The sequence below is a fragment of the Desulfonatronospira thiodismutans ASO3-1 genome, assembly GCF_000174435.1.
GTDB classification, from domain to species: Bacteria; Desulfobacterota; Desulfovibrionia; order Desulfovibrionales; family Desulfonatronovibrionaceae; genus Desulfonatronospira; species Desulfonatronospira thiodismutans.
The window spans coordinates 1,074,863-1,094,178 of sequence record NZ_ACJN02000002.1 but is presented as its reverse complement, the minus strand read 5'-3'; the positions used below and the strand labels follow the sequence as shown (position 1 = coordinate 1,094,178).

Sequence of the window (19,316 nt, the reverse complement as noted above, 5' to 3'; positions counted from 1 at the left end):
CAGTCTCCCGGATCACAAACTTCGGTTTATTTTTCCTTGAGGTACACAATGGACCCCGGATAATGCAGGGGTTTGAAGGCCCGGCTGATGTTGTGCAAAGACTCGGAATGGCCGATAAAAAGGTATCCCCCCGGCAACAGGTTGTCATAAAATGAATTTATGACGTTCTTTTTCATTTCGTCGTCAAAATATATAATCACATTGCGGCAGAAAATCACGTCTGAGCGCTCCACCTTTTTGAGCTGAAAACGGTCGCTCAGGTTGATCTGGCCGAACTGCACCAGGTCCTTGACCCTGTCCTGGACTCTGAACTTGCCCTCGGATTCTTCAACAAAATACCTTTTGATGATTTCCGGCGGGGTGGTTCTCAGGGCATACTGCGTGTATATGCCCCGCCTGGCCGCCGAGAGAACCGCATTGGACAGGTCGTTGGCGATGATTTTTGGCTTCCAGGAGCCGAGCTCGTGCTGCAGGACCTCATGCAGCACTATGGACAGGGTATACGGCTCCTCTCCTGTGGAGCATCCGGCGGACCAAATGGTCAGCTTTTTTTCACCTCTGGCCTTTTTGGCCTTTATAATATCCTTGAGGATCTGGTCCTGAAAAATCTTTATCTGGGGCGGATTGCGGAAAAAGCTGGTCTCATTGGTGGTTATCACCTCGAAAAGCTTGGCCAGCTCCTCATTGCGCTGGGAATCATAGCGCAAAAAATAGGCATACTCTTTAAAGCTCTTGAGGTTGTGGGCCTTGAGCCTGTTGCCCAGCCTGTTTTCCAGAAGGTATTTCCTGTTGTCCCCGATATAGATGCCGCTTTTTTCATATATAAAGTCGCGCAGCTGCTTGAATTCCTGGTCATCGATCTTCAGTTCTTTCTTGAAGGTTATGCTTTGGGAAAATGGCGAATTCATTCTTGCCCCTGCTCCGTACCTTGTTCCTGAAGTTTATCCAGCGCTCTTTCCGCTGCATCCTGGATTTCCGGATCGCCATAGTCGAGAATGTCCAGAAGAGACCTGAATGCCGTCTGCCCACCAATACTGCCCAGGGCCTCCACGATCTTTATCTTCACCAGCTGGGAACTTCTCTCCCAGATGGACAGCATCTCCGGGATGTGCTCCTTGACCCGGTTTCTGCCCAGGGCCTCTATCACCCTGACTCTGACCCATTCATCGGGATCTTCCAGGGCCTTGAGCAGGTAAAAATGGGTATCCGGGTGAGGGCATTCATCCAGAAGCTCCACAACCCCCCGTCTGACTTCCCTGTTTTCATCCTGAAGGGCCTGGACCACCAGGGGCAGAACATTTCTGTCTTCGGGACAGATATGGCCCAGGGCCTCCAGGGCGATTTTTCTGACCTCGTAAGCCTCGTCACCCAGGGCCCTGGAAAGGCTCTCAAGGCTGCTGGCAGCGCCCAGCTTGCCCATGGCGTAAACCGCCATGACCCTGTGAATGATCTCCCGGCTGGTGAGCATATTCTGAAAGTGCTCCAGGACCTTGTCCCCGCCGATACTCAAAACTGCTTCCAGGGCGGTCTCCTTGACGTCGTCCCAGGGGTGCTCCAGAAACCCCATGAGAACAAAAACACTGTCTTCGTCCTGCAGTCTGTTTCCGATAAAGCCCAGTCCCGCCTTGAGCACATCCCCGTCCTGATGTTCCCGCAGAATCTGCACAAAAAAATCCCTGGCCTCCCAGCCGGCACAGTCATGAAGCACCCAGGCGATCTCCCTTTGCAGATCACGGTGTTTCCGGGGAAAAGCGCTCATGAGGTTTGTCACCGCCTCATTGCCGCCGATGCTGCCCAGAGCCTTTACCGCCAGTAAGGACAGGGTTTCGTCATCCGAGAAAAGGCCCTCCACCAGGGACTCATTGCAACCTATGGATACCAGGGACTGCTGGGCTCTGTTCAGCCTGTCCTCTTCATGCTCCGGATCCATCCGGGTCGCGCGCTCCAGAATCTTGCGGGTCGCCCTTTCCTGGCCCACGTAGCCAAGCCCCAGTATCGCCGCGTCCTGTATATCAGTCTCATCGTCGTTTACAGCCGCCAGCAGATATTCATGCAGTTTTTCCTTTTCCTTGTTGCTCAGGAATGTCAGGGCCTTGCCGCCCAGGATCTTGATCACTGCCTTGACTATCTTGTTGCGCAGGGCCGCCGGAGAATCCTCCATGCGCTTGAGCAGCATGGGCACGGATTTAATGTTGCCCATCTCCCCCAGGGCGTCGACTATCATGGAGCACACCAGTTCCGAACTGTTGCCCAGGGCCTGAATAAGCACCTTGACCGAAGACTCGTCCCGCAGCTTGGACAGGGCTTCCACCACTGCATACTGCACCCATTCCTCATCCATGAAGGCCCGGTTCAGACACTCCGTGGCCCCGGATCTGCCCAGATCCCCCAGGCTCACAGCAGCCTGGTAGCGGACATTGACCTCCGGGTCCTTGAGAAGAAGCTCGCACAGGGGGCTCACAGCCAGGTAGGATCTGGTGGAGCCCAGGATGTCCGCGGCAAAAATCCGCAGGTCCGGGTCTTCGTTCTTGAGCAGTCCCAGCAGGGCGTCCATGTCCTGGTGTCCGATATGCCTCAGGATATCCATGGCCAGATTGCGCACCGGGGGGGAATCGCTGGACAGAAGGGGGATGAGAGCGTTTACGCTTCCGGCACCGCCGATCTTGCGCAGGGCCATGTCCGAAGCCTCCTGCACCCCGATGCTTCGGCTTTGCAAAAGTTCCACCAGGTGGGGAACCGCCGCCGCCAGTTTTATATCCCGGGCCAGAAAGGCCCCTTCACGCTGGTCCGCCTGGTTTTCGCTCTGCAAGAGCCTTAGTATCTCCTGTTGGTCCTGATGCATTTTTGCTCCTGTTTATCTGCTGCAAAAGGCAGCTTCTGCATGCTTCTGCTTTTGACGGTTTTTCAAGATAAAAGCAGATACAAAACATGCCCGGCAGTTGCCTGAAGGCAAGTCAGCCAATGCCTCCCGCCATCCGACCCTGTGGCTGGAAAAAAGTCACGTCTCGTACAGGTGGTTTGTAATGGCCTGGGCCATGTCGTCAAGGCTTAGCACCTGGTCGGCCAGCCCCTCTTCTATGACCGCCCGGGGCATGCCGTATACCACACAGGTCTCTTCGCTCTGAGCCAGGAGCACACCCTTTTTCGCCTTGAGGTCCCTGGCCCCGAGCAGGCCGTCGCTGCCCATTCCGGTCATGACAACCCCAACCGTCCTGTGCCCCGGGCCGCTGGCCGCAGAACTGAAAAGCACATTGACCGAGGGTTTGTATATAACATCCTCGGGCTTGGCTGTTACGGACAGTTCGATCCTTGAAGCCCTGGGGTTTAGAATCAGGTGCCTGCCACCGGGGGCTATAAAGACCCGCCCCGGGGACAAGACATCCCCGTCTTCAGCCTCCTTTACCCAGAGGGAAGAAGCGTCGTTCAGACGTTTGGCAAAGGGACCCGTGAATGCACCCGGCATATGCTGGGCGATGAGGATCCCGGCGGGGAAATCCGGGGGGAGTTCGCAGAGCACCTTCTGCACCGCCGGAGGTCCTCCCGTGGAAACCCCTATAACCACTATGTCCCGGACCACTTTTCCCCTGGGCCTGTCCTGAATGGTTCTGGAAACCTCCTTAGCTGTTCTTGGTTTGCTCCTGGCCACGGCTCCGGCCTGACTCCCCTTTTTCTGAACCACTGTCTTGACCTTGGACTGCAGGGTCTTCTCGATCTTTACTATGTCCAGGCTGACCTTGGAGAGCTGCTTGGGGATAAAGTCCACCGCCCCGTATTCCATGGCCTTCAGGGTGGCCTCTCCGCCTTCGGTGGTCAGTGAGCTGACCATAATCACCGGCCTGGGCATTTCCATCATGATGTGTTTCAGGGCGGTAAGCCCGTCCATGACCGGCATCTCAATATCCAGAGTAACTACATCCGGATTCAGCTTGCGCACCATATCTAAGCCTTCCTGGCCGTTTCTGGCCACCCCCGCCACTTCGATCTCGGGGTCCTTCTGAAGCATGGTGCTGATTGCCTTGCGCATGAAGGCCGAATCGTCAACTACTACGACTCTGATCACTTTTGCCACCTTGGTTTCTCGCTGTACTCGATTGTCCGGGCCACATGGCTCCGGAAAAAAGATCCGCACCGGGCACTGGTCATCCGGCATTTACCCCTTGAAGGCTGCGGGACTTGATTGAATATCCTTCTGGATATTCTCCAGGCCTGTCTCCTGGACCAGCTTGATCCACTCCTGCACCAGCTCATCTTCCCACTGGGTTCCGCTTCCCTGTTCCAGGATATCTCTGGCCTTCTCCCAGGTCAGGGCGTCGCGGTAGGCCCGGTCAGAAGTCATGGCTTCAAAGGCATCCACAACGCTTATAAGTTTGGCCAGAAAGGGAATCTGGCCGTTGCTCAAACTTTCTGGATAACCTCCGCCATCCACACGTTCGTGATGATGATATACCACGGGCAGAATGTCGTTTAAGGACCAGAGCTGGGCCAGGATATCCCTGGCAATGCCGGGATGGCTCTGCATGACCCTGAACTCTTCATCTGTCAGCTGGGATGGTTTGTTCAGGATATGATCAGGGATTCCTATTTTCCCAATATCGTGCAGCACCCCTGCTGTGTACAGGTCTTCCAGTTCCTTGGAGTCAAGCTTGAGCCTGCTTCCGAGCTTCATGGCATAAACCGCCACCCGCTCGGAATGCCCCTTTGTATAATAATCCTTGGCTTCCACCGCCTTGGCGTAGGACCTGATGATGTCCAGGTTTTTATCCCGCATCTTGCCGTACATTCTGGCGTTTTGCATGGCTGTAGCCGCATGGGCGGCAAAAACTCCCAGAAGCTGGAGGTCTTCATTGGTGAACAGGTTGTCTTCCTCGCGCAGGAGAACCACGGCCCCAACCCTGTTGTGCTGGGAATAAAGGGGGGAGATCAAGATGGAATGCTGAAACTTTCCAGGATCAGCCTTGAGATATTCCCTGGCATTGCCCTTGTCCAGAAGGAAGGACCTGCTCTCCCGGACAGATTTTTCCCCAAGGCCTTTGAGTTCAGAGAAAAGTTTCGGATTCTCCCTTAATGTTCTGCCCCTGACCACATATTTGACCAGAGAATTCTTTTCCTCCTTGATTAGAAAAAGGACCACGCTGTCGGGCCGGAAATTCTTCTGGACCTGGGATACAAATTCGTAGCAGATGGATTTCAGGTCCAGCTGGGCGTTCAGGGCATTGCTGACATTTAGCATCCTGACGATATTGCTCAGGCGGTTGCGCTCCTGGCGGGACTGCCTGTTTCTGATGACCTTGTCCACTTTGACCAGCAGATGGCTGATATTGAAAGGCTTGGGCAGATAATCCGCTGCCCCGGTCTTGATGCACTCCACAGCGGTTTCAATACTGGCAAAACCGGTCATAACCAGAAAATCTATATCCAGATTGTGCTCGGCTGTATACTGCAGAAGCTCCAGGCCTCCCAGGCGGGGCATTCGAAGATCGGAAATAATCAGGTCAATATCCTGATGCCTGGCAATCTGCTCCTTTGCCTGCACGCCGTCTTCAGCCTGCAATACCTCGTATCCTTCATCCTTCAGGGCATCCTGGCAAATCTCGCGCAGGCTTTCTTCATCGTCCACCACCAGGACCGTAGCTTTTTTCCCCTGATCATATTTTTGCATAGTTCTTCCTTGATAACTCATTGCCTGACTTCAAACAAGCTGGCTGCGATTGACCAAAACAGACACCGAAAAACCCGGGCCTGGTTTTCAGAGTACAGGGTCTTGATTTTTTATCCGGCCTGCTTTATATTACTTTTTTATGTCGGGATGTGGCTCAGTCTGGCTAGAGCGCAGCGTTCGGGACGCTGAGGCCGCAGGTTCGAATCCTGCCATCCCGACCATCCACGCATCCCCCATCCGTTCTCAGCTCAGCTGCAGTGTTAGTGTTGGCATTTTTAAATACAAATAACCCCTGAACACTCAGTTGCAGGCAGAAAATCCATAAGCGGTCAAAAATCCGTGTTCAAGAGATTAAAGACTGGCCTTCTGCTTTACCAGCCAGACTGTTTAAAACCGGTTGTCTGCCCATGCAGAAATAGGAAAATCCCATCTCCTCCAGCATCCGTGGAGGATAAAGGTTGCGCCCGTCAAATATCACCGGGATCTCAAGTTCGGATTTTATGCGCTTTAGGTCCGGGTTTCTGAACTGGTTCCATTCCGTGACCACTGCAAGTGCGTGAGCCCCCTGGAGCACACTGTACTGGTCCTTAACCACCTCCACCCCCGGATTGTCCTGCAGCACCCGGGCGGCATTCTCACCCGCCTGAGGATCATATGCCTTTATCTGCATGCCACTGGCTGTGAGTTCCTTTATAATTTCCAGGGCCGGGGCCTCGCGCACGTCGTCGGTATTGGCCTTGAAGGCCAGCCCCCACATGGCCAGGGTTTTGCCCTGTACTCCTCCCAGTTCCGAAAAGTATTCCTGCACCTTGCGGGCCAGCACCTTCTTCTGAGAACGGTTGACATCCTCAACTGCCCTGAGCAGGCTGGGGGTGTATTCCTGTTCATGGGCGGTACTGATAAGGGCCGAGACATCCTTGGGAAAACATGAACCGCCAAAACCCACCCCCGGATAAATAAAGTGATACCCTATGCGGTGGTCTGAGCCTATCCCCCTGCGCACATCGCCTATGTCAGCCCCCACCTTTTCACATATGTTGGCTATCTCGTTGATGAAGGAAATTTTGGTGGCCAGCATGCAGTTGGCGGCATACTTGGTCATCTCGGCGCTGCGGACCCCCATGACCATCATCTTTTCCCGGCTGCGGGCAAAGGGCGAGTAAAGCACTCTTAAGAGTTCCGCTGTCCGGATATTGTCTGTACCCACGATAACTCTGTCGGGCTTCATGAAATCGGAAACCGCGTCACCTTCCTTGAGAAACTCCGGGTTGGAAACCACGTCGAATTCCAGTTCCAACCCCCTGCTGTCCAGCTCAGACTGAATAAGTTCACGCACCATGTCCGCAGTACCCACAGGCACCGTGGACTTGTCCACCACTATTTTATACTCCTGCATGCTGCGTCCCACATCCCTGGCCACCTGGCGGACAAAACCAAGATCCGCCCGGCCGTCTTCCCCGGGGGGAGTGCCCACGCAGATGAAAACAAACAGGCTGTTATCCAGGCCTTCGCGAATATCCGGGGTAAAATGAAGCCGGCCCTGGTCCCTGTTCCTGCGCACCAGCTCTTCAAGACCGGGCTCGAATATATGCACCCGGCCCTGGTTCAGGGTCTCAACCACATCCGGATTTACATCCACGCAATACACGTTGTTGCCCATCTCCGCAAAGCAGGCCGCACTCACCAGGCCGACATACCCCGTACCCACTATGCATATATCCATTCATCAACTCCTGATATAGTTTCTTGCTCCAGAAAAATGCCCCGCAGATACAAAAGAACCTGTCATCCGTTTTTGTTCTTAACTGAAAAACATCCGCCTGTAAAAGGTGTTTTGCAGGGCTCATCCCAAAAAAGTAACCATTCGGTAACCATTCAGGGGGCACTCAGTTGTAGTTCCTGGCGCAGGGCCTGGGGACTGTCCCCGCTAAGCACTTCTTTGAAGGTTCACACAACTTAGCGTTTGTCATATTTTAACTGTACAGGAAAGGTGTCGCCAAAGGCGTGAGGACCAGGAACCATCACTTAAGATCTCCTGAATGCTGACTCAAAAATATTGCAGCTCCCGAGAGGACCTTGCTTCGAGGGTGCTTTTCTCCTAAATGATGCTGAGCAGTTTTTTAAATCCACGGGCCTTTCCTTCCTTTTTTCCAGAACCTCTAAGCAGCCAGGCAGAGTAAAATGACCACAAAACACTATCCCCCACCCGGAAAAAAAATGCCGCAGTCCCACGAACGAAGCATTCCCGCTGTAGATCACGGTCCGGACCTGTACCTGGATTTTCAGGGACAAAGGCTTTTAAACCTGGCTTCCAACAACTACCTGGGACTGGCCGGTTCAAAAGAGATGAAAGAAGCATCCATCCGGGCCGTGGAAGAATTCGGCACGTCCAGCGGTGCATCCCGGCTTATTTCCGGAAACTACTCTCTTTACACCGCCCTGGAAGAAGAACTCTGCCGGTTCAAAGGCACTGACGCAGCCCTGGTATTCGGTTCCGGATACGCTGCCAACCTGGGGATATTAAGCACCCTGGCCCACAGAAAATGCCTGGTCTTTTCGGACAGGCTCAATCACGCCAGCATAATTGACGGCATCACCCTGTCCAGGGCGACTCACGTGCGCTACAGGCACGCCGATCCAGAACACCTGGAATATCTTCTGGCCCAAAAACCCGTCCAGGCTCCCAAGATCCTCATCACAGACACTGTTTTCAGCATGGACGGAGACAGAGCCCCTTTACCGGAAATATTAAACCTGTGCAAAAAGTACAGGGTGCTTACCATTGCAGACGAGGCCCATGCCACCGGCATACTGGGCAGAGGCCGAGGTCTGGTCCATGAACTGGATCTTGAGCAGGAAATGGACCTGCACATGGGGACCTTCAGCAAGGCCCTGGGGTCCTACGGCGGCTATGTGGCCGGGTCCAGAGAACTAATAGACCTTCTGGTAAACAGGGCGCGCAGCTTCATCTACTCCACCTCCCTGCCCCCTGCTGTTGTGGGTGCCTGCCTGGAGGCCCTGCGCCAGGTACAGGCCAGTCCGCAACAGGGGGAAAAGCTTTTGGACCTGTCCAGACAGATCAGGTCTTTTTTGCAAAGACTGGGATATGATACCGGCAAAAGCACCACTCAGATTATCCCGGTAATAATGAAAAAAAGCAGGGCAGTGCTGCAGGCCCGGGAGGATCTGGTCAGGGCCGGCATTTATGCAGGGGCCATCCGTCCGCCCACTGTCCCGGAAGATTCGGCAAGACTGAGGATCTGCCTTCGAGCGGACATGACCCACAAGGAGATAGAAGTTGTGCAAAAAGCCTTCAGCACCATCTCTGCCAGGCAATACCAGACATGAACAGACTTGATCCCTACTCAGCAATAGCCCCTCTTTACGACCTGGCGGTAACCCCTTTTCTACACCGCATAAGAAAGACAATATGCACCAGGCTAAAAACACTGCAGGCAGAAAAAGTGGTGGACCTGGGCTGCGGCACCGGCCGTCAGCTCCGGCTTTTAAGCAGGTACGGCTTTCAGGCCTGCGGGGTTGATTTTTCCGCTGCAATGCTTAAAAAAGCTGCTGGCTTTTCTCCCCGTACCGTCGTGGTTCAGGCGGACCTGACCAGTACGCCATTCTCCAGCCGGAGCTTTGATTGCGCCCTTCTCTGCCTGGCCCTGCATGAAAACCCATGGCCTGTGCAGAAGCAGATAATGGCAGAGGCCCTGCGCATAACCAGGCCTGCAGGACATGTGGTCATACTGGAACACGCTCTGCCCCTCGGTGTTTGCGGCAGAATAACAAGCCTTCCGGCACACATCCCGGAGCGCCTGGCAGGAAAAAAGCATTACCAGTATTACCAGGAATTCATTAAAAAAGGTGGACTGCACGGGCTCTTGATGTCCTGGCCTGGACTGCAGACGGTGGGGACTGAATATTTTTACCTGGGCAACCTGGTGCTTATAAAGGTCAAAAAAATTGAGACCAAGACTGCTGAAAAGCTTGCAGAATCATGAAAGAAAAAGGACCATTGTCCCCTGAAAACAGATCAACCAAACCTTAACCACAAGGAGTAAACCATGCTGACCCCGAAAATGCAGGAAGCCCTGAACCAGCAGGTAAACGCGGAAATGTATTCCTCTTATATGTACCTGTCCATGTCTGGCTGGTTCGAGGATAAAAGCCTGGCCGGATGCGCCAGGTGGATGCGCATGCAGGCCCAGGAGGAGCTGATGCACGCCATGAAGATTTACGACTTCATACATGAACGCGGAGGCCGGGCCCAGCTAAGGGCCATTGAAGAACCCCCCGGAAACTGGGATTCAGCCCTGGCTGTCTTTGAAAACGTGCTCTCTCACGAAAAAAAGGTCACCGGCCTGATAAATGAGCTGGTGGATCTGGCCATCCAGGAGAAGGACCATGCCTCCAACATCTTTTTACAGTGGTTTGTGACTGAACAGGTGGAAGAAGAGGCCAGTGCCGATGCAGTGCTGCAGAAGCTGAAGCTCACTGCTGACGCCCCGGGAGGTCTTTTCGCAATAGACCAGGAGCTTGGCCAGAGAACCATGGCCTGCCCCTGTGGCCAGGGCCAGGTATAAGCTGAACAGTCAACCGGGACGGTTTTTACGCCTGCAAAGAATTTTGCAGGCGTTTTTTTATGGGTTCTCGGTGGTGATTACTGGCACTCACGCCTCTGGCGTGACAGGGGACTGTCCCCCGCTAAGTACTAACGCGGGCCATGCCCGCAACCCAATAAAGGAAAGAGCTTTTTTGACAGGATTAACAGGATTAAGAGATTGATTAAGAGAAAAACATTTTTGTCCTGGCCGGAAGCCAGGCCAAAAGGTTATCACTCCAGCACTCACTTTTTTCCGGCACTCATGAAGAAGAAAGTGAGTGCTGGATGGCTAATGCAATCTGCGGCTTCCGGCTTGCCCTGTGAAATTCCGAAGGACAGCGCAGCTGATTTCACCGGGGCCGCTGATTGCTTATCCTGTCAATCCTGTTAATCCTGTCTAAGTTTCTTGTTTTTTATGACAGGGTTTTAGGAGTAAGTCTAACTGTGCATGCTCACAAAACTTCGCGTCTGTACTTTCTGTGTTTGTGCTGAAAAGGTATCGCGGGGACTGTCCCCAGGGCCGATCAAGGCATCCCCTGAATGGTTATGGGTTAAGGCCTGGGCAGAATCAGGGTTATGCGGGTCCCGCGGTCTTGTGCAGAATCTATCCACATCCTGCCTCCAAACTGCCTGACAACGCTGTAGGCCTTGGTCAGGCCGAATCCGCCCCCCATGGTCCGTTTTTCCTGCACGTTGCTGCCCCGGACGCCGAAATCCACTACATTCTCGATTTCATTTTCAGGAATGCCCCTGCCGGTGTCCTCCACTGCAAAGCGAATATCTTTACCGTCATCATAAAGACCGGCCAGGACCTTTCCCCCAGGCTCGGTGTATTTTCGGGCATTGGCCACCAGATCGCGCATGACGTCCTGCAGGACCGGGGGCATATTGATACTGTCCTGGCGGGTGCCCTGGAAATTGAGGTGGATAAAGTAATCCGTCGGACCCTGTCGGGCCAGGTTGTATACAAAGCGGTAGCGTCCCTTGCTGTTTTTTTCAATGGCGCTGAATACATCCAGAAAGTTCTGCATGAGCCGGCTTAAATCATGATCCTCCCATTTGTCCGGATTCTCCAGGCGGTTGACGATTTCCCCGGCCCGCACCCTGAGTATGTCCAGCACTGAGTCTATGTTGGCTCTGGATTCCCGGACCTCTGGATCATCTGTAAGCCCCGGGCGACTTTTTAAAAACTCCTGCAGGCGATCCTGGATAAATGCGGCATGCTTTTCCACGCTTCCTGCATATTCCAGTATGCTGTCCCTGCTGCTCATACCGTCCTTTATCCTGAAACAAAGGTCCACACAGTCCTGAAGTGCTCTCTCATCCCCGGACATCATTTCCAGGATCTGCAGTTCTCCGGAAATAATATTGATAATATTGTAAAAACTGTGCATATCCAGGAAGATGCTGTCCTCCGGGGTCAGACTTATATCTTTTTGGATCTCAACCTGCATGACTATCCTCCCTGTTTTTTCATAGGCATCCAACCGGCCAAATGTTCTGCTTTGTACCTTAAAGCAGGGCAACGGCCACACCCTGCCATAAAATCTGCTGGTTGTTTTTCTATCCCAGTTAAGATAAGAGGTCAATCAGACCCTTTTTGGCCGGGGCATTAGTCAAATTGTCAAAACACCCTGTTTTTGTTAACATATAAAAAATCTGCAGACGAACCTGAGATTTCTTCAAAACTGGAAAAACGTACAGGCGGCAAAAGACCGGAAGGAGACCTGTTATGCCCAGGGAAGTGTTTTCCAGGCCTTCATTTAAAAAAGCCGCAGGAGAGGACAGCTTTCCTGCTGCCGAAAAAAATCCTGCCAGGGATGCATTTATGCCCCCCTCCAGGAAAAGCTCCCGCAAGCTGCGTTCTCAGGTGGAAGAAATAGTATCCACCTACCAGGACAGCATGGCCGCTTTTCAGCGATTTAGAAAATGCTGCTCCATTGTGCACTCCACAACCACCCTTGCCCGGCTTCCCGGACTGCTGCAGAGCCTGAAAAAAGAACTCAGGCTGGACGGAATACACCTGGTTCTGGCCAGTGAAGAGTACGACGGCCTTGTCCCCGATTCTGTAACCACCATGCCCCAGTCCGGACTGCATAAACTGCGGGCTGTACTGGACCTGGATCACTTTTCCGGATGCACCATACATTCTGCTGAAGACCTCAGGGCTTCGGGTCTGCTGGAGGATCTTGGCTTTACTCCTCAGGGATCGCTTCGCACCGGATCCGCCATTGTCTTTTCTTTGCATGACCGCTTCAGGTCCCAGAGACCCGTAGGGCTGCTCATGTTTTATGACCGGGATTCAAACCGCTATACCAGGGAAGTGGCCACAGACTTTGTTGAACACTTTGCCGAGACTTTTGCCTGGGCCATGGTCAGCCTGCGGGACCATGAAAAATTAAGGATACAGGAACAGAACCTGGCTGCAGCCAAAAACGAGGCAGAAGAGGCTACCAGCGCCAAGAGCATGTTTCTGGCCACCATGAGCCACGAAATAAGAACCCCCATGAATGGTGTCATGGGGCTCAGCCAGCTTCTCCTGGAAACCCCCCTGAACACCGAGCAGCGCCATCTTGCCGGACTGATCCGATCCAGCGGCGAAAACCTTCTGGACATCATCAACAATATCCTGGACTTTTCCAAAATTGAAGCAGACCGGCTTGTGTTGGAGCAGGTGGATTTCGACCTGCGCACGATGATGGACGAAATCACCCATATAATGAAGATTAATGCCGGGGAGAAGGATATTGACTTTGTCAGCCGGATAGACCCGGCCCTTGAAACCAGTCTTCAGGGTGACCCGGGAAGGCTTCGCCAGATACTTTTCAACCTGTCCGGCAATGCCGTCAAATTCACCGCTCAGGGCGGAGTCCGGCTGGAGGTTTCGCCACTGACCAAACTTGAGAAGAGTATCCAGATTCTTTTTGAAATTACAGACACCGGGCCTGGGATTGACCAGGAAACAAAGAACCGGCTTTTTACTGCTTACCAGCAGGCCGAGAGTTCCACCAGCCGTGAGTACGGGGGCAGTGGCCTGGGCCTGTCCATAAGTAAAAGCCTGGTGGAACTGATGCACGGAGAAATCGGGCTTGAGAGTTCACCGGGCACTGGTTCCACTTTCTGGTTTAAAGTATGGTTTGGCCTGCAGGAGAAAACCACCCACGATTCCTGGCAGCCAAAACAGGCTTCAGAAGATCCAGCCCCTGAAAATCCGGCAGTCAATACAGGTATCAGGATTCTCATCGCAGAAGACAATTCTGTAAACCAGTTGCTGGCCACAAAGGTCCTGGAAAAAAACGGTTTTCATGCAGATGTGGTCTCTGACGGCCGGCAGGCCCTTGAAGCCCTGCAGAAAAAACATTACCACCTGGTACTCATGGATGTGCAGATGCCGGTAATGGACGGAATTACTGCCATCAGAAGCTTGCGTACCGGACAGACCAGGGTGCTGAACCCCGAGATCCCTGTAATCGCCCTTACAGCCCATGCCGGAGAGGGAGACAGGGAGCGCTTTATTAAAGCGGGCATGAATGACTACCTGCCCAAACCCATCATGCCCGACAGCTTAAATCAAATCGTCCAGAAATGGGCGACTCCGTGAGCGTAGCCTGCAACCTGGCTCTGCCGGCGGTCCCCGGATATTTTCCCCGAATCCGCTGTTGAAATTCAGAAAATATCATTATAACTGAACGACTGACGCCTTGAGGCGGCAATCGTTTAAGCAACCGATCAAAATACTATTCTGCAGGAATGCCCTGCAGATAACCAAAGAAAAAACTTACGGCAACACTACATGATTACTTCTCCGGATAAACTTCAGGCCTGTTTTCAGGCGGCCCAGGACCAGCGCTCCAAGCTCATCATCGTCATGCCCCAGGAGGCAACAAGCATGGACAGTCTTGAGGCCTCCTTAGAAGACTTTGATGAAAATCACCTTTACCTGGAAATCTCCACCCTGGAAAATTACAGCAACAGCTGGCACGACCTGGAAATAATCTGTTACTTCCGTCTTACTCAGAAAAAAGGGCCTCAAAAAGAGATGTTCTTCAATTTCGGGGCAAGAATTGTGGAGCTGGCCAAAAAAGAAAAAATAGTCAAGATGGTCCTCCAACGGCCCCAAAAGCTGGATATCGGCCAGCGACGCTCCAGCATGCGCATTGAAATGGACCAGAATCTGATGGTGAACTTCTGCATATGGGAAGAACACCGCTTTATCCGCCCCAGGACCAAAGACACAAAGACCGGTCTCTACAGTCCCAGGATAAACCTGGATTATATCCAGGAAGGAAGCTTTAGCGTGGTGGATCTTTCTGCAGGAGGGATGAAGGTAAGAGCGACTTCCAGGCTTATCAAGGAACTGGAACTGGACTGGAACAGGGGCCTGGTCCTGGTCATCTGGATGAACCTGGACGACCCGGAGAAAGCAAAAAGCCAGGATTTCTGGATCAAGGGCCGGATAAGGTACAGCATGGAGGATTTTTTTTCCAAGGATGTGGACATGGGAGTAGAGTTCACCCATTACGGCCAGATAAGCCCGGACAAAAAAATGAAATGGCAGGCTGTACGCGACCACAACATTGAGCCCCTGGGCAACTGGACCTACAGGCGCTACATGGAGAACTACCGCAAGGGAGTGGCTACGTCATAAGATTCTAAGCAACTGGTAATATTGTGTTTCCAGGCTCATGGCTCACATTCAGCACATTAAATGTCAAGTATGGACTGATCCCCTGCATCAGGTAATAAACTACGGCTGTACAGGGTTGTCTGTTTGTGGTTGTATAGAGGTTTTCGCCCGCATGCTGCGTTTCTTTTACTTTTTTTCTTTCCAGTCGCCGGTTATGGCCTGCCACGTATTCCTGAACAAAAAGCTGTCATCCACATTGTTTTCCATTTCCCTGAAAAGGGCCAGGGGCATGGAAAAGGACATGAGATTTCTGTCCAGCATCCTGCGCAGGTGTTTGCGGGCTGATGGGTCCATGAGCCCTACCACTGCCCTGGGCTCTTCCTTCAGGGCCTCGGCGTAAGGCAGAAGAGCAATGGCCTGACATCCGGCTACAAAGGGGATGCTTACATTTTCAAAACTGTGCCTGCCGTAATTGGCCAGGACCACTAAGGCGCACAACTGATCCGCATCCACCAGGAAAGTAACCACCTGCACGTTATCAGTTTCCTCCTGGATCTCCTGCAGAGGCTTGAGTACCACGTACTTTGCAGGTACCTCGGTAATGGGCAGGGACTCCACAAATGAGCGCACATGATCAGGGGTTTTGATGTAACGTTCCCCTTCCATAAAATCATCACCGAACTCGCCCAGGCCGGCTTCCCTGATCTTTTCGCCCACAGCTCTGCCCTGCTCTGAATTTTTGTTCCCGCTGGACAGAAAGTTGTAAAAGCATTCCTCGCCGCCGGGAAAATCCTGGTATTTGTTGCCGAAGCCAAGGCCCACGCCTCCGCCCCAGCATCCATAGGTCTGACGGCTGAATACCGCGGTTTTGCCCTTGACCACGCTGGCTAAGGAAAACATTACGCAGCCCCACCGATCCGCCTTGAACTCAATTGCCCCGGACGGCTTTTCATCGGACCAGGTCAGGGCTGCCGGCTGATATTTGAGCTTCAGGATGGATGCGATCCTGCTCTGCATAACCCCCTCCCTCAGGCGGAACCGGCTGCGGGCTTGACTACTGCACCGGAGCGCAGGCACCTGGTGCAGACCCGGATCTTTCTGACCCGGCCCTGGGGCAGTTGGGCCCTGACCCGGCGCAGGTTGGGCATAAACCTTCTTCTGGTATGGTTGTTGGCGTGGCTGACATTATTACCGGTTGCGGGCTTTTTGCCGCACACTTCACATTGCTTGGTCATAACACTATCTCCTTGGCATTAAAAAATATTTCAGGCCTGCTGTTTACACACCCTGCTCCATGACTTAATCATTTCTTTCGGCAGGAAGACGGATGCCATTTATTAAACAGCCGCAAGGCAAAAAAGATTACATTATCTGTTTGGTTTCAAAATGGCAAGAGTAAAATCTTGACATACTCCGGTATAACAGGATAATAAAATTTTTCTGGGTTAAAATATGTTGCTTTCAGACTGGCTGCCCTTATCAGAAATCCCGGACCAGGGGGTGAAATATTTTTTTCAGGACGATTCCAGGTGGATCCTGTTGTGGGAGAAATTCGGACTCGACTGTGGCATGGAAAAAAGCCTGGTGTCCAACCTGGAAGTCCTGCCCCAGCCCGATGGAGTCTATTTCCGGGGCCGGATCCAGGGACAGGTGGCCATGACCTGCTCTCGATGCCTGGAACCGGGCACCGTGGACATAGATTACAACATAGACGTGTACGAGAGCTTTGAAGCAGACCCTGAAGATCCACCCGGCTACAGCCCCCTCAAGTTCGAAGACGGTCAATGGTGGTTCAGCCCGGAACAACTGGCCTGGGAACATTTTGTCCTGGCCCTTCCGGACAAGCCGCTGTGCTCCGGGGACTGCAAAGGGATCTGCCCTGCCTGCGGGGAAAATATCAACACCGGCCTTTGCGCCTGCCCTGAAGAATCCTTCGATCCCAGGCTGGCCGTGTTCAGAAATCTTAAAATAAATCGATAGAGAGGTTCATAATGGCTTTACCCAAGAAGAAAACTTCCAGATCCAAAAAGGGGATGCGCCGGTCACACGACCACATTCCCGCACCCAATGTAATATACTGCGACTGCGGGGAAGCTTCCCTGTCCCACAGGGTTTGCCCTCAGTGCGGCACCTACAGAAGCCGGACATACATCAAATCCACCGCGGATGAAGCCGATTAAACCCTGGATCGCAGTAGATGCCATGGGCGGTGATTCCGGCCCGGATATAGTCATCCCCGGCAGCCTGGAAGCCGCCAGGCAGGACAACCTGGGCCTGGTTCTGGTGGGAGATCAGGAAAAGATCGAGCAGGCCCTTTCAAAACAGAAGACCGGCGATCTCCAGCTGGAAGTCCTGCATGCCCCTGAAGTGGTGGCCATGAATGACAAACCTTCAGAGGCCCTTCGCCGTAAGAAAAACTCCTCCATTCAGGCCGCCTTTAAGTCCGTGCGCGAAAAAACGGCCCATGGCGTGGTCAGCGCCGGCAATTCCGGGGCCACCCTGGCCTGCGGCATGTTTACTCTGGGCCGCATAAAAGGCATTGAACGTCCGGCTCTGGCTTCCATACTGCCCACGGAAAAAAAAGAACCCCTGGTCCTGGTGGATGTCGGGGCCAATGTTGAATGCAAGCCTTATCACCTCATTCAGTTCGGTCTTATGGCCGATGTCTTTGCCCGGGATGTCCTGCACATTAAAAACCCGCGAATCGGGGTCCTGACCATCGGTGAGGAAGAGGGCAAAGGCAACAAGCTGGTACTGGAAACCATAAAGCTCTTCAGGTCCTCATCCATGAACTTCATCGGCAATGTTGAAGGCAGAGACTTTTTTGCCGGTAAAGCCGATGTGGTTGTTTGCGACGGCTTCGTGGGCAATGTCTCCCTGAAGCTCATGGAAGGGCTGGCCATGTCTTTAAGCCGCATCCTCAAGGCGGAGGTAAAGAAAAGCCTGCTGGCCAGGCTTGGTTTTCTTCTGGGCATAAGGGCTCTTAAGAGATTCGGCAGGCACATTGATTACGCCGAGTACGGAGGCGCACCTCTGCTGGGCTTAAACGGCATCGGCATTGTTTGCCACGGTTCCTCCAACTCCAAGGCCATTACCAATGCAGTACTCATGGCCGGAGAATTCGTGCGCAACCGGGCAAATGAGCACCTGGCCGAAGGCCTGGGACAAAACCAGGAGATAAACATGTTCGGCAGACGCCCCCAGGCCAAAAACCACTCGGCTTAGCCAGGGTGAGCCGCCTTTATTTACGTGCAGAAGCAGAGGAAAGAACACGGAAATGTATTGTAAAAAACTTCAGATCCTGCTTCAGCATTAATCCATAATCCTTAATTCCCTGGTTTTCTTAATCCTCTAACAGTGCTCTGCTGGCGTCGATGGCCCTGCAAAAGACCTCGACCTGATACTTTTCAAATGAAAAAAAACTGCTGCCTGACAGGACTTGGCTATTACGTCCCGGAAAAAGTCATAACCAACCATGACTTCGAACTCCTGATGGATACCTCCGACGAATGGATCACCACCAGGACAGGGATAAAGCAGCGCCATATATGCACCGACCAGGCCTGTTCAGACCTTGCATACCATTCATCCATCCAGGCCCTGGAAGAAGCCGGAATTACTCCTCAGGATCTTACCCACATCATCGTGGCCACCTTTACCCCGGACGCCCTGATCCCCAATGCAGCCTGCGTGCTCCTGGAAAAGCTGGGGCACAAAGATATTGCCGCCCTGGACATCAACACCGCCTGCACCGGTTTTATCTACGGCCTGGAACTGGCCAGGGGACTTTGCATGCTGCCAGGCGATGCCAATGTGCTGGTCGTGGCCTCCGAGGCCCTGACCACCAGGGTCAATTTTTCCGACAGAAGCACCTGCGTTTTGTTCGGGGATGGAGCCGGTGCTGCAGTGGTATCCAACACCTGTCACAACCCGGCCGCAATGCCCGGCCGTCTTCTGGATGTAAGTCTCAAGGCTGACGGTGCGCTGGGCGAGCTTTTGACCATCAAGGGCGGAGGATCTGCCTATCCCCTGGCCCTTGGGGAAAAAGTCAGTGAAAACTTTTTTGTCCAGATGGAAGGCCGGGAAGTATTCAAGCACGCGGTTCGCTCCATGTACAATGTTGCCCTGGAAGTTATGGCGAGAAACAACGTCCGGCCCGGGGACATCGACCTTGTGGTCCCGCATCAGGCCAATATCCGCATTATCGAGGCCCTGGCCAAAAAAATGAATCTTGACCCGGCAAATTTATTTGTTAATGTTCAAAAATACGGCAACACTTCAGCTGCTTCAGTGCCCATCGCCCTTGCCGAAGCCAGGGAAAAGGGCCGCATCAGCCCGGGAGACCTGGTACTCATGGTGGCTTTCGGGGGAGGATTTACCTGGGGTGCGGCGCTGGTGCAGTTTTAAATCCTGAAGAGAGGTCA

The 19,316-nt window shown here is 53.1% G+C and carries 17 protein-coding genes and 1 tRNA gene; 10 read left to right on the top strand and 8 right to left on the bottom strand.

What is annotated here, in order from left to right:
* Positions 1-26: 26 nt before the first annotated feature.
* From DTHIO_RS11260 to DTHIO_RS11245, 4 genes are all read right to left on the bottom strand, one after another.
* Positions 27-908 carry a CheR family methyltransferase gene (locus tag DTHIO_RS11260; protein ID WP_008870424.1) on the bottom strand — a complete coding sequence of 294 codons (882 nt, stop codon included), beginning with the start codon at positions 906-908 and terminating at the stop codon, positions 27-29.
* On the bottom strand, positions 905-2,842 hold the full coding sequence (locus DTHIO_RS11255; RefSeq protein ID WP_008870423.1) for a HEAT repeat domain-containing protein: 1,938 nt from the start codon (positions 2,840-2,842) through the stop codon (positions 905-907). Before DTHIO_RS11255 ends, DTHIO_RS11260 begins: the two co-directional genes overlap by 4 nt.
* A 156-nt stretch (positions 2,843-2,998) precedes the next feature.
* A complete protein-coding gene (locus tag DTHIO_RS11250; protein WP_040418555.1) occupies positions 2,999-4,060 on the bottom strand; it encodes a protein-glutamate methylesterase/protein-glutamine glutaminase in 1,062 nt (353 codons plus the stop codon).
* A gap of 90 nt (positions 4,061-4,150) precedes the next feature.
* Complete coding sequence (locus tag DTHIO_RS11245; RefSeq protein WP_008870421.1) at positions 4,151-5,659, bottom strand: HD domain-containing phosphohydrolase; 1,509 nt, start codon at positions 5,657-5,659, stop codon at positions 4,151-4,153.
* Between the two features lie 143 nt (positions 5,660-5,802).
* Here DTHIO_RS11245 and DTHIO_RS11240 point away from each other — a divergent pair.
* A tRNA-Pro gene (locus tag DTHIO_RS11240) sits at positions 5,803-5,880 on the top strand.
* A gap of 122 nt (positions 5,881-6,002) precedes the next feature.
* Here DTHIO_RS11240 and DTHIO_RS11235 read toward each other — a convergent pair.
* Entirely contained in the window at positions 6,003-7,382 is a 1,380-nt protein-coding gene (locus DTHIO_RS11235; protein WP_008870420.1) for a UDP-glucose dehydrogenase family protein, read from the bottom strand.
* A 494-nt stretch (positions 7,383-7,876) separates the two neighbouring features.
* Between DTHIO_RS11235 and bioF the strand changes: the two genes are divergently transcribed.
* The 3 genes from bioF to DTHIO_RS11220 all read left to right on the top strand — a co-directional run bounded on the left by bioF (position 7,877) and on the right by DTHIO_RS11220 (position 10,245).
* A complete protein-coding gene (gene bioF / locus DTHIO_RS11230; protein ID WP_144311523.1) occupies positions 7,877-9,007 on the top strand; it encodes an 8-amino-7-oxononanoate synthase in 1,131 nt (376 codons plus the stop codon).
* Complete coding sequence (locus DTHIO_RS11225; RefSeq protein WP_008870418.1) at positions 9,004-9,663, top strand: class I SAM-dependent methyltransferase; 660 nt, start codon at positions 9,004-9,006, stop codon at positions 9,661-9,663. The genes bioF and DTHIO_RS11225 overlap by 4 nt, the downstream gene beginning before the upstream one ends.
* Before the next feature lie 63 nt (positions 9,664-9,726).
* Entirely contained in the window at positions 9,727-10,245 is a 519-nt protein-coding gene (locus DTHIO_RS11220) for a ferritin (protein ID WP_008870417.1), read from the top strand.
* A gap of 571 nt (positions 10,246-10,816) precedes the next feature.
* Here DTHIO_RS11220 and DTHIO_RS11215 read toward each other — a convergent pair.
* The gene (locus DTHIO_RS11215; protein ID WP_008870416.1) at positions 10,817-11,719 is read right to left on the bottom strand and encodes a sensor histidine kinase; all 903 of its coding nucleotides are present in this window, start codon (positions 11,717-11,719) and stop codon (positions 10,817-10,819) included.
* Between the two features lie 278 nt (positions 11,720-11,997).
* Between DTHIO_RS11215 and DTHIO_RS19825 the strand changes: the two genes are divergently transcribed.
* Entirely contained in the window at positions 11,998-13,866 is a 1,869-nt protein-coding gene (locus DTHIO_RS19825) for a response regulator (RefSeq protein WP_008870415.1), read from the top strand.
* A 192-nt stretch (positions 13,867-14,058) separates the two neighbouring features.
* Positions 14,059-14,913 (top strand): PilZ domain-containing protein, encoded by an 855-nt coding sequence (locus DTHIO_RS11205; protein WP_008870414.1) that lies wholly within the window; start codon positions 14,059-14,061, stop codon positions 14,911-14,913.
* A gap of 165 nt (positions 14,914-15,078) precedes the next feature.
* Here the strand turns inward: DTHIO_RS11205 and DTHIO_RS11200 are convergent, their stop codons facing one another.
* Together DTHIO_RS11200 and rpmB are read right to left on the bottom strand one after the other, a co-directional pair.
* The gene (locus tag DTHIO_RS11200) at positions 15,079-15,909 is read right to left on the bottom strand and encodes a DUF169 domain-containing protein (protein WP_008870413.1); all 831 of its coding nucleotides are present in this window, start codon (positions 15,907-15,909) and stop codon (positions 15,079-15,081) included.
* Between the two features lie 11 nt (positions 15,910-15,920).
* Complete coding sequence (gene rpmB, locus DTHIO_RS11195; protein WP_008870412.1) at positions 15,921-16,127, bottom strand: 50S ribosomal protein L28; 207 nt, start codon at positions 16,125-16,127, stop codon at positions 15,921-15,923.
* Between the two features lie 217 nt (positions 16,128-16,344).
* Here rpmB and DTHIO_RS11190 point away from each other — a divergent pair, with 217 nt between their 5' ends.
* The 4 genes from DTHIO_RS11190 to DTHIO_RS11175 all read left to right on the top strand — a co-directional run bounded on the left by DTHIO_RS11190 (position 16,345) and on the right by DTHIO_RS11175 (position 19,299).
* Positions 16,345-16,872: a YceD family protein gene (locus tag DTHIO_RS11190; RefSeq protein ID WP_008870411.1), complete on the top strand. Its 528-nt coding sequence runs from the start codon at positions 16,345-16,347 to the stop codon at positions 16,870-16,872.
* Between the two features lie 11 nt (positions 16,873-16,883).
* Entirely contained in the window at positions 16,884-17,072 is a 189-nt protein-coding gene (rpmF, locus tag DTHIO_RS11185; RefSeq protein ID WP_008870410.1) for a 50S ribosomal protein L32, read from the top strand.
* A complete protein-coding gene (gene plsX / locus DTHIO_RS11180) occupies positions 17,059-18,117 on the top strand; it encodes a phosphate acyltransferase PlsX (RefSeq protein WP_008870409.1) in 1,059 nt (352 codons plus the stop codon). Before rpmF ends, plsX begins: the two co-directional genes overlap by 14 nt.
* 186 nt (positions 18,118-18,303) lie before the next feature.
* Positions 18,304-19,299 carry a beta-ketoacyl-ACP synthase III gene (locus DTHIO_RS11175; protein WP_008870408.1) on the top strand — a complete coding sequence of 332 codons (996 nt, stop codon included), beginning with the start codon at positions 18,304-18,306 and terminating at the stop codon, positions 19,297-19,299.
* Positions 19,300-19,316: the final 17 nt, after the last annotated feature.

Excerpts from the sequence above, each read along its gene's own strand:
- DTHIO_RS11260 (WP_008870424.1), bottom strand. The coding sequence starts at position 908 with ATGAATTCGCCATTTTCCCAAAGCATAACCTTCAAGAAAGAACTGAAG.
- DTHIO_RS11220 (WP_008870417.1), top strand. The coding sequence starts at position 9,727 with ATGCTGACCCCGAAAATGCAGGAAGCCCTGAACCAGCAGGTAAACGCG.
- rpmB (WP_008870412.1), bottom strand. The coding sequence starts at position 16,127 with ATGACCAAGCAATGTGAAGTGTGCGGCAAAAAGCCCGCAACCGGTAAT.
- DTHIO_RS11175 (WP_008870408.1), top strand. The coding sequence starts at position 18,304 with ATGAAAAAAAACTGCTGCCTGACAGGACTTGGCTATTACGTCCCGGAA.
- DTHIO_RS19825 (WP_008870415.1), top strand. The coding sequence starts at position 11,998 with ATGCCCAGGGAAGTGTTTTCCAGGCCTTCATTTAAAAAAGCCGCAGGA.
- DTHIO_RS11235 (WP_008870420.1), bottom strand. The coding sequence starts at position 7,382 with ATGGATATATGCATAGTGGGTACGGGGTATGTCGGCCTGGTGAGTGCG.
- DTHIO_RS11205 (WP_008870414.1), top strand. The coding sequence starts at position 14,059 with ATGATTACTTCTCCGGATAAACTTCAGGCCTGTTTTCAGGCGGCCCAG.
- DTHIO_RS11190 (WP_008870411.1), top strand. The coding sequence starts at position 16,345 with ATGTTGCTTTCAGACTGGCTGCCCTTATCAGAAATCCCGGACCAGGGG.
- DTHIO_RS11245 (WP_008870421.1), bottom strand. The coding sequence starts at position 5,659 with ATGCAAAAATATGATCAGGGGAAAAAAGCTACGGTCCTGGTGGTGGAC.
- DTHIO_RS11200 (WP_008870413.1), bottom strand. The coding sequence starts at position 15,909 with ATGCAGAGCAGGATCGCATCCATCCTGAAGCTCAAATATCAGCCGGCA.
- plsX (WP_008870409.1), top strand. The coding sequence starts at position 17,059 with ATGAAGCCGATTAAACCCTGGATCGCAGTAGATGCCATGGGCGGTGAT.
- DTHIO_RS11215 (WP_008870416.1), bottom strand. The coding sequence starts at position 11,719 with ATGCAGGTTGAGATCCAAAAAGATATAAGTCTGACCCCGGAGGACAGC.
- bioF (WP_144311523.1), top strand. The coding sequence starts at position 7,877 with ATGCCGCAGTCCCACGAACGAAGCATTCCCGCTGTAGATCACGGTCCG.
- rpmF (WP_008870410.1), top strand. The coding sequence starts at position 16,884 with ATGGCTTTACCCAAGAAGAAAACTTCCAGATCCAAAAAGGGGATGCGC.
- DTHIO_RS11225 (WP_008870418.1), top strand. The coding sequence starts at position 9,004 with ATGAACAGACTTGATCCCTACTCAGCAATAGCCCCTCTTTACGACCTG.
- DTHIO_RS11255 (WP_008870423.1), bottom strand. The coding sequence starts at position 2,842 with ATGCATCAGGACCAACAGGAGATACTAAGGCTCTTGCAGAGCGAAAAC.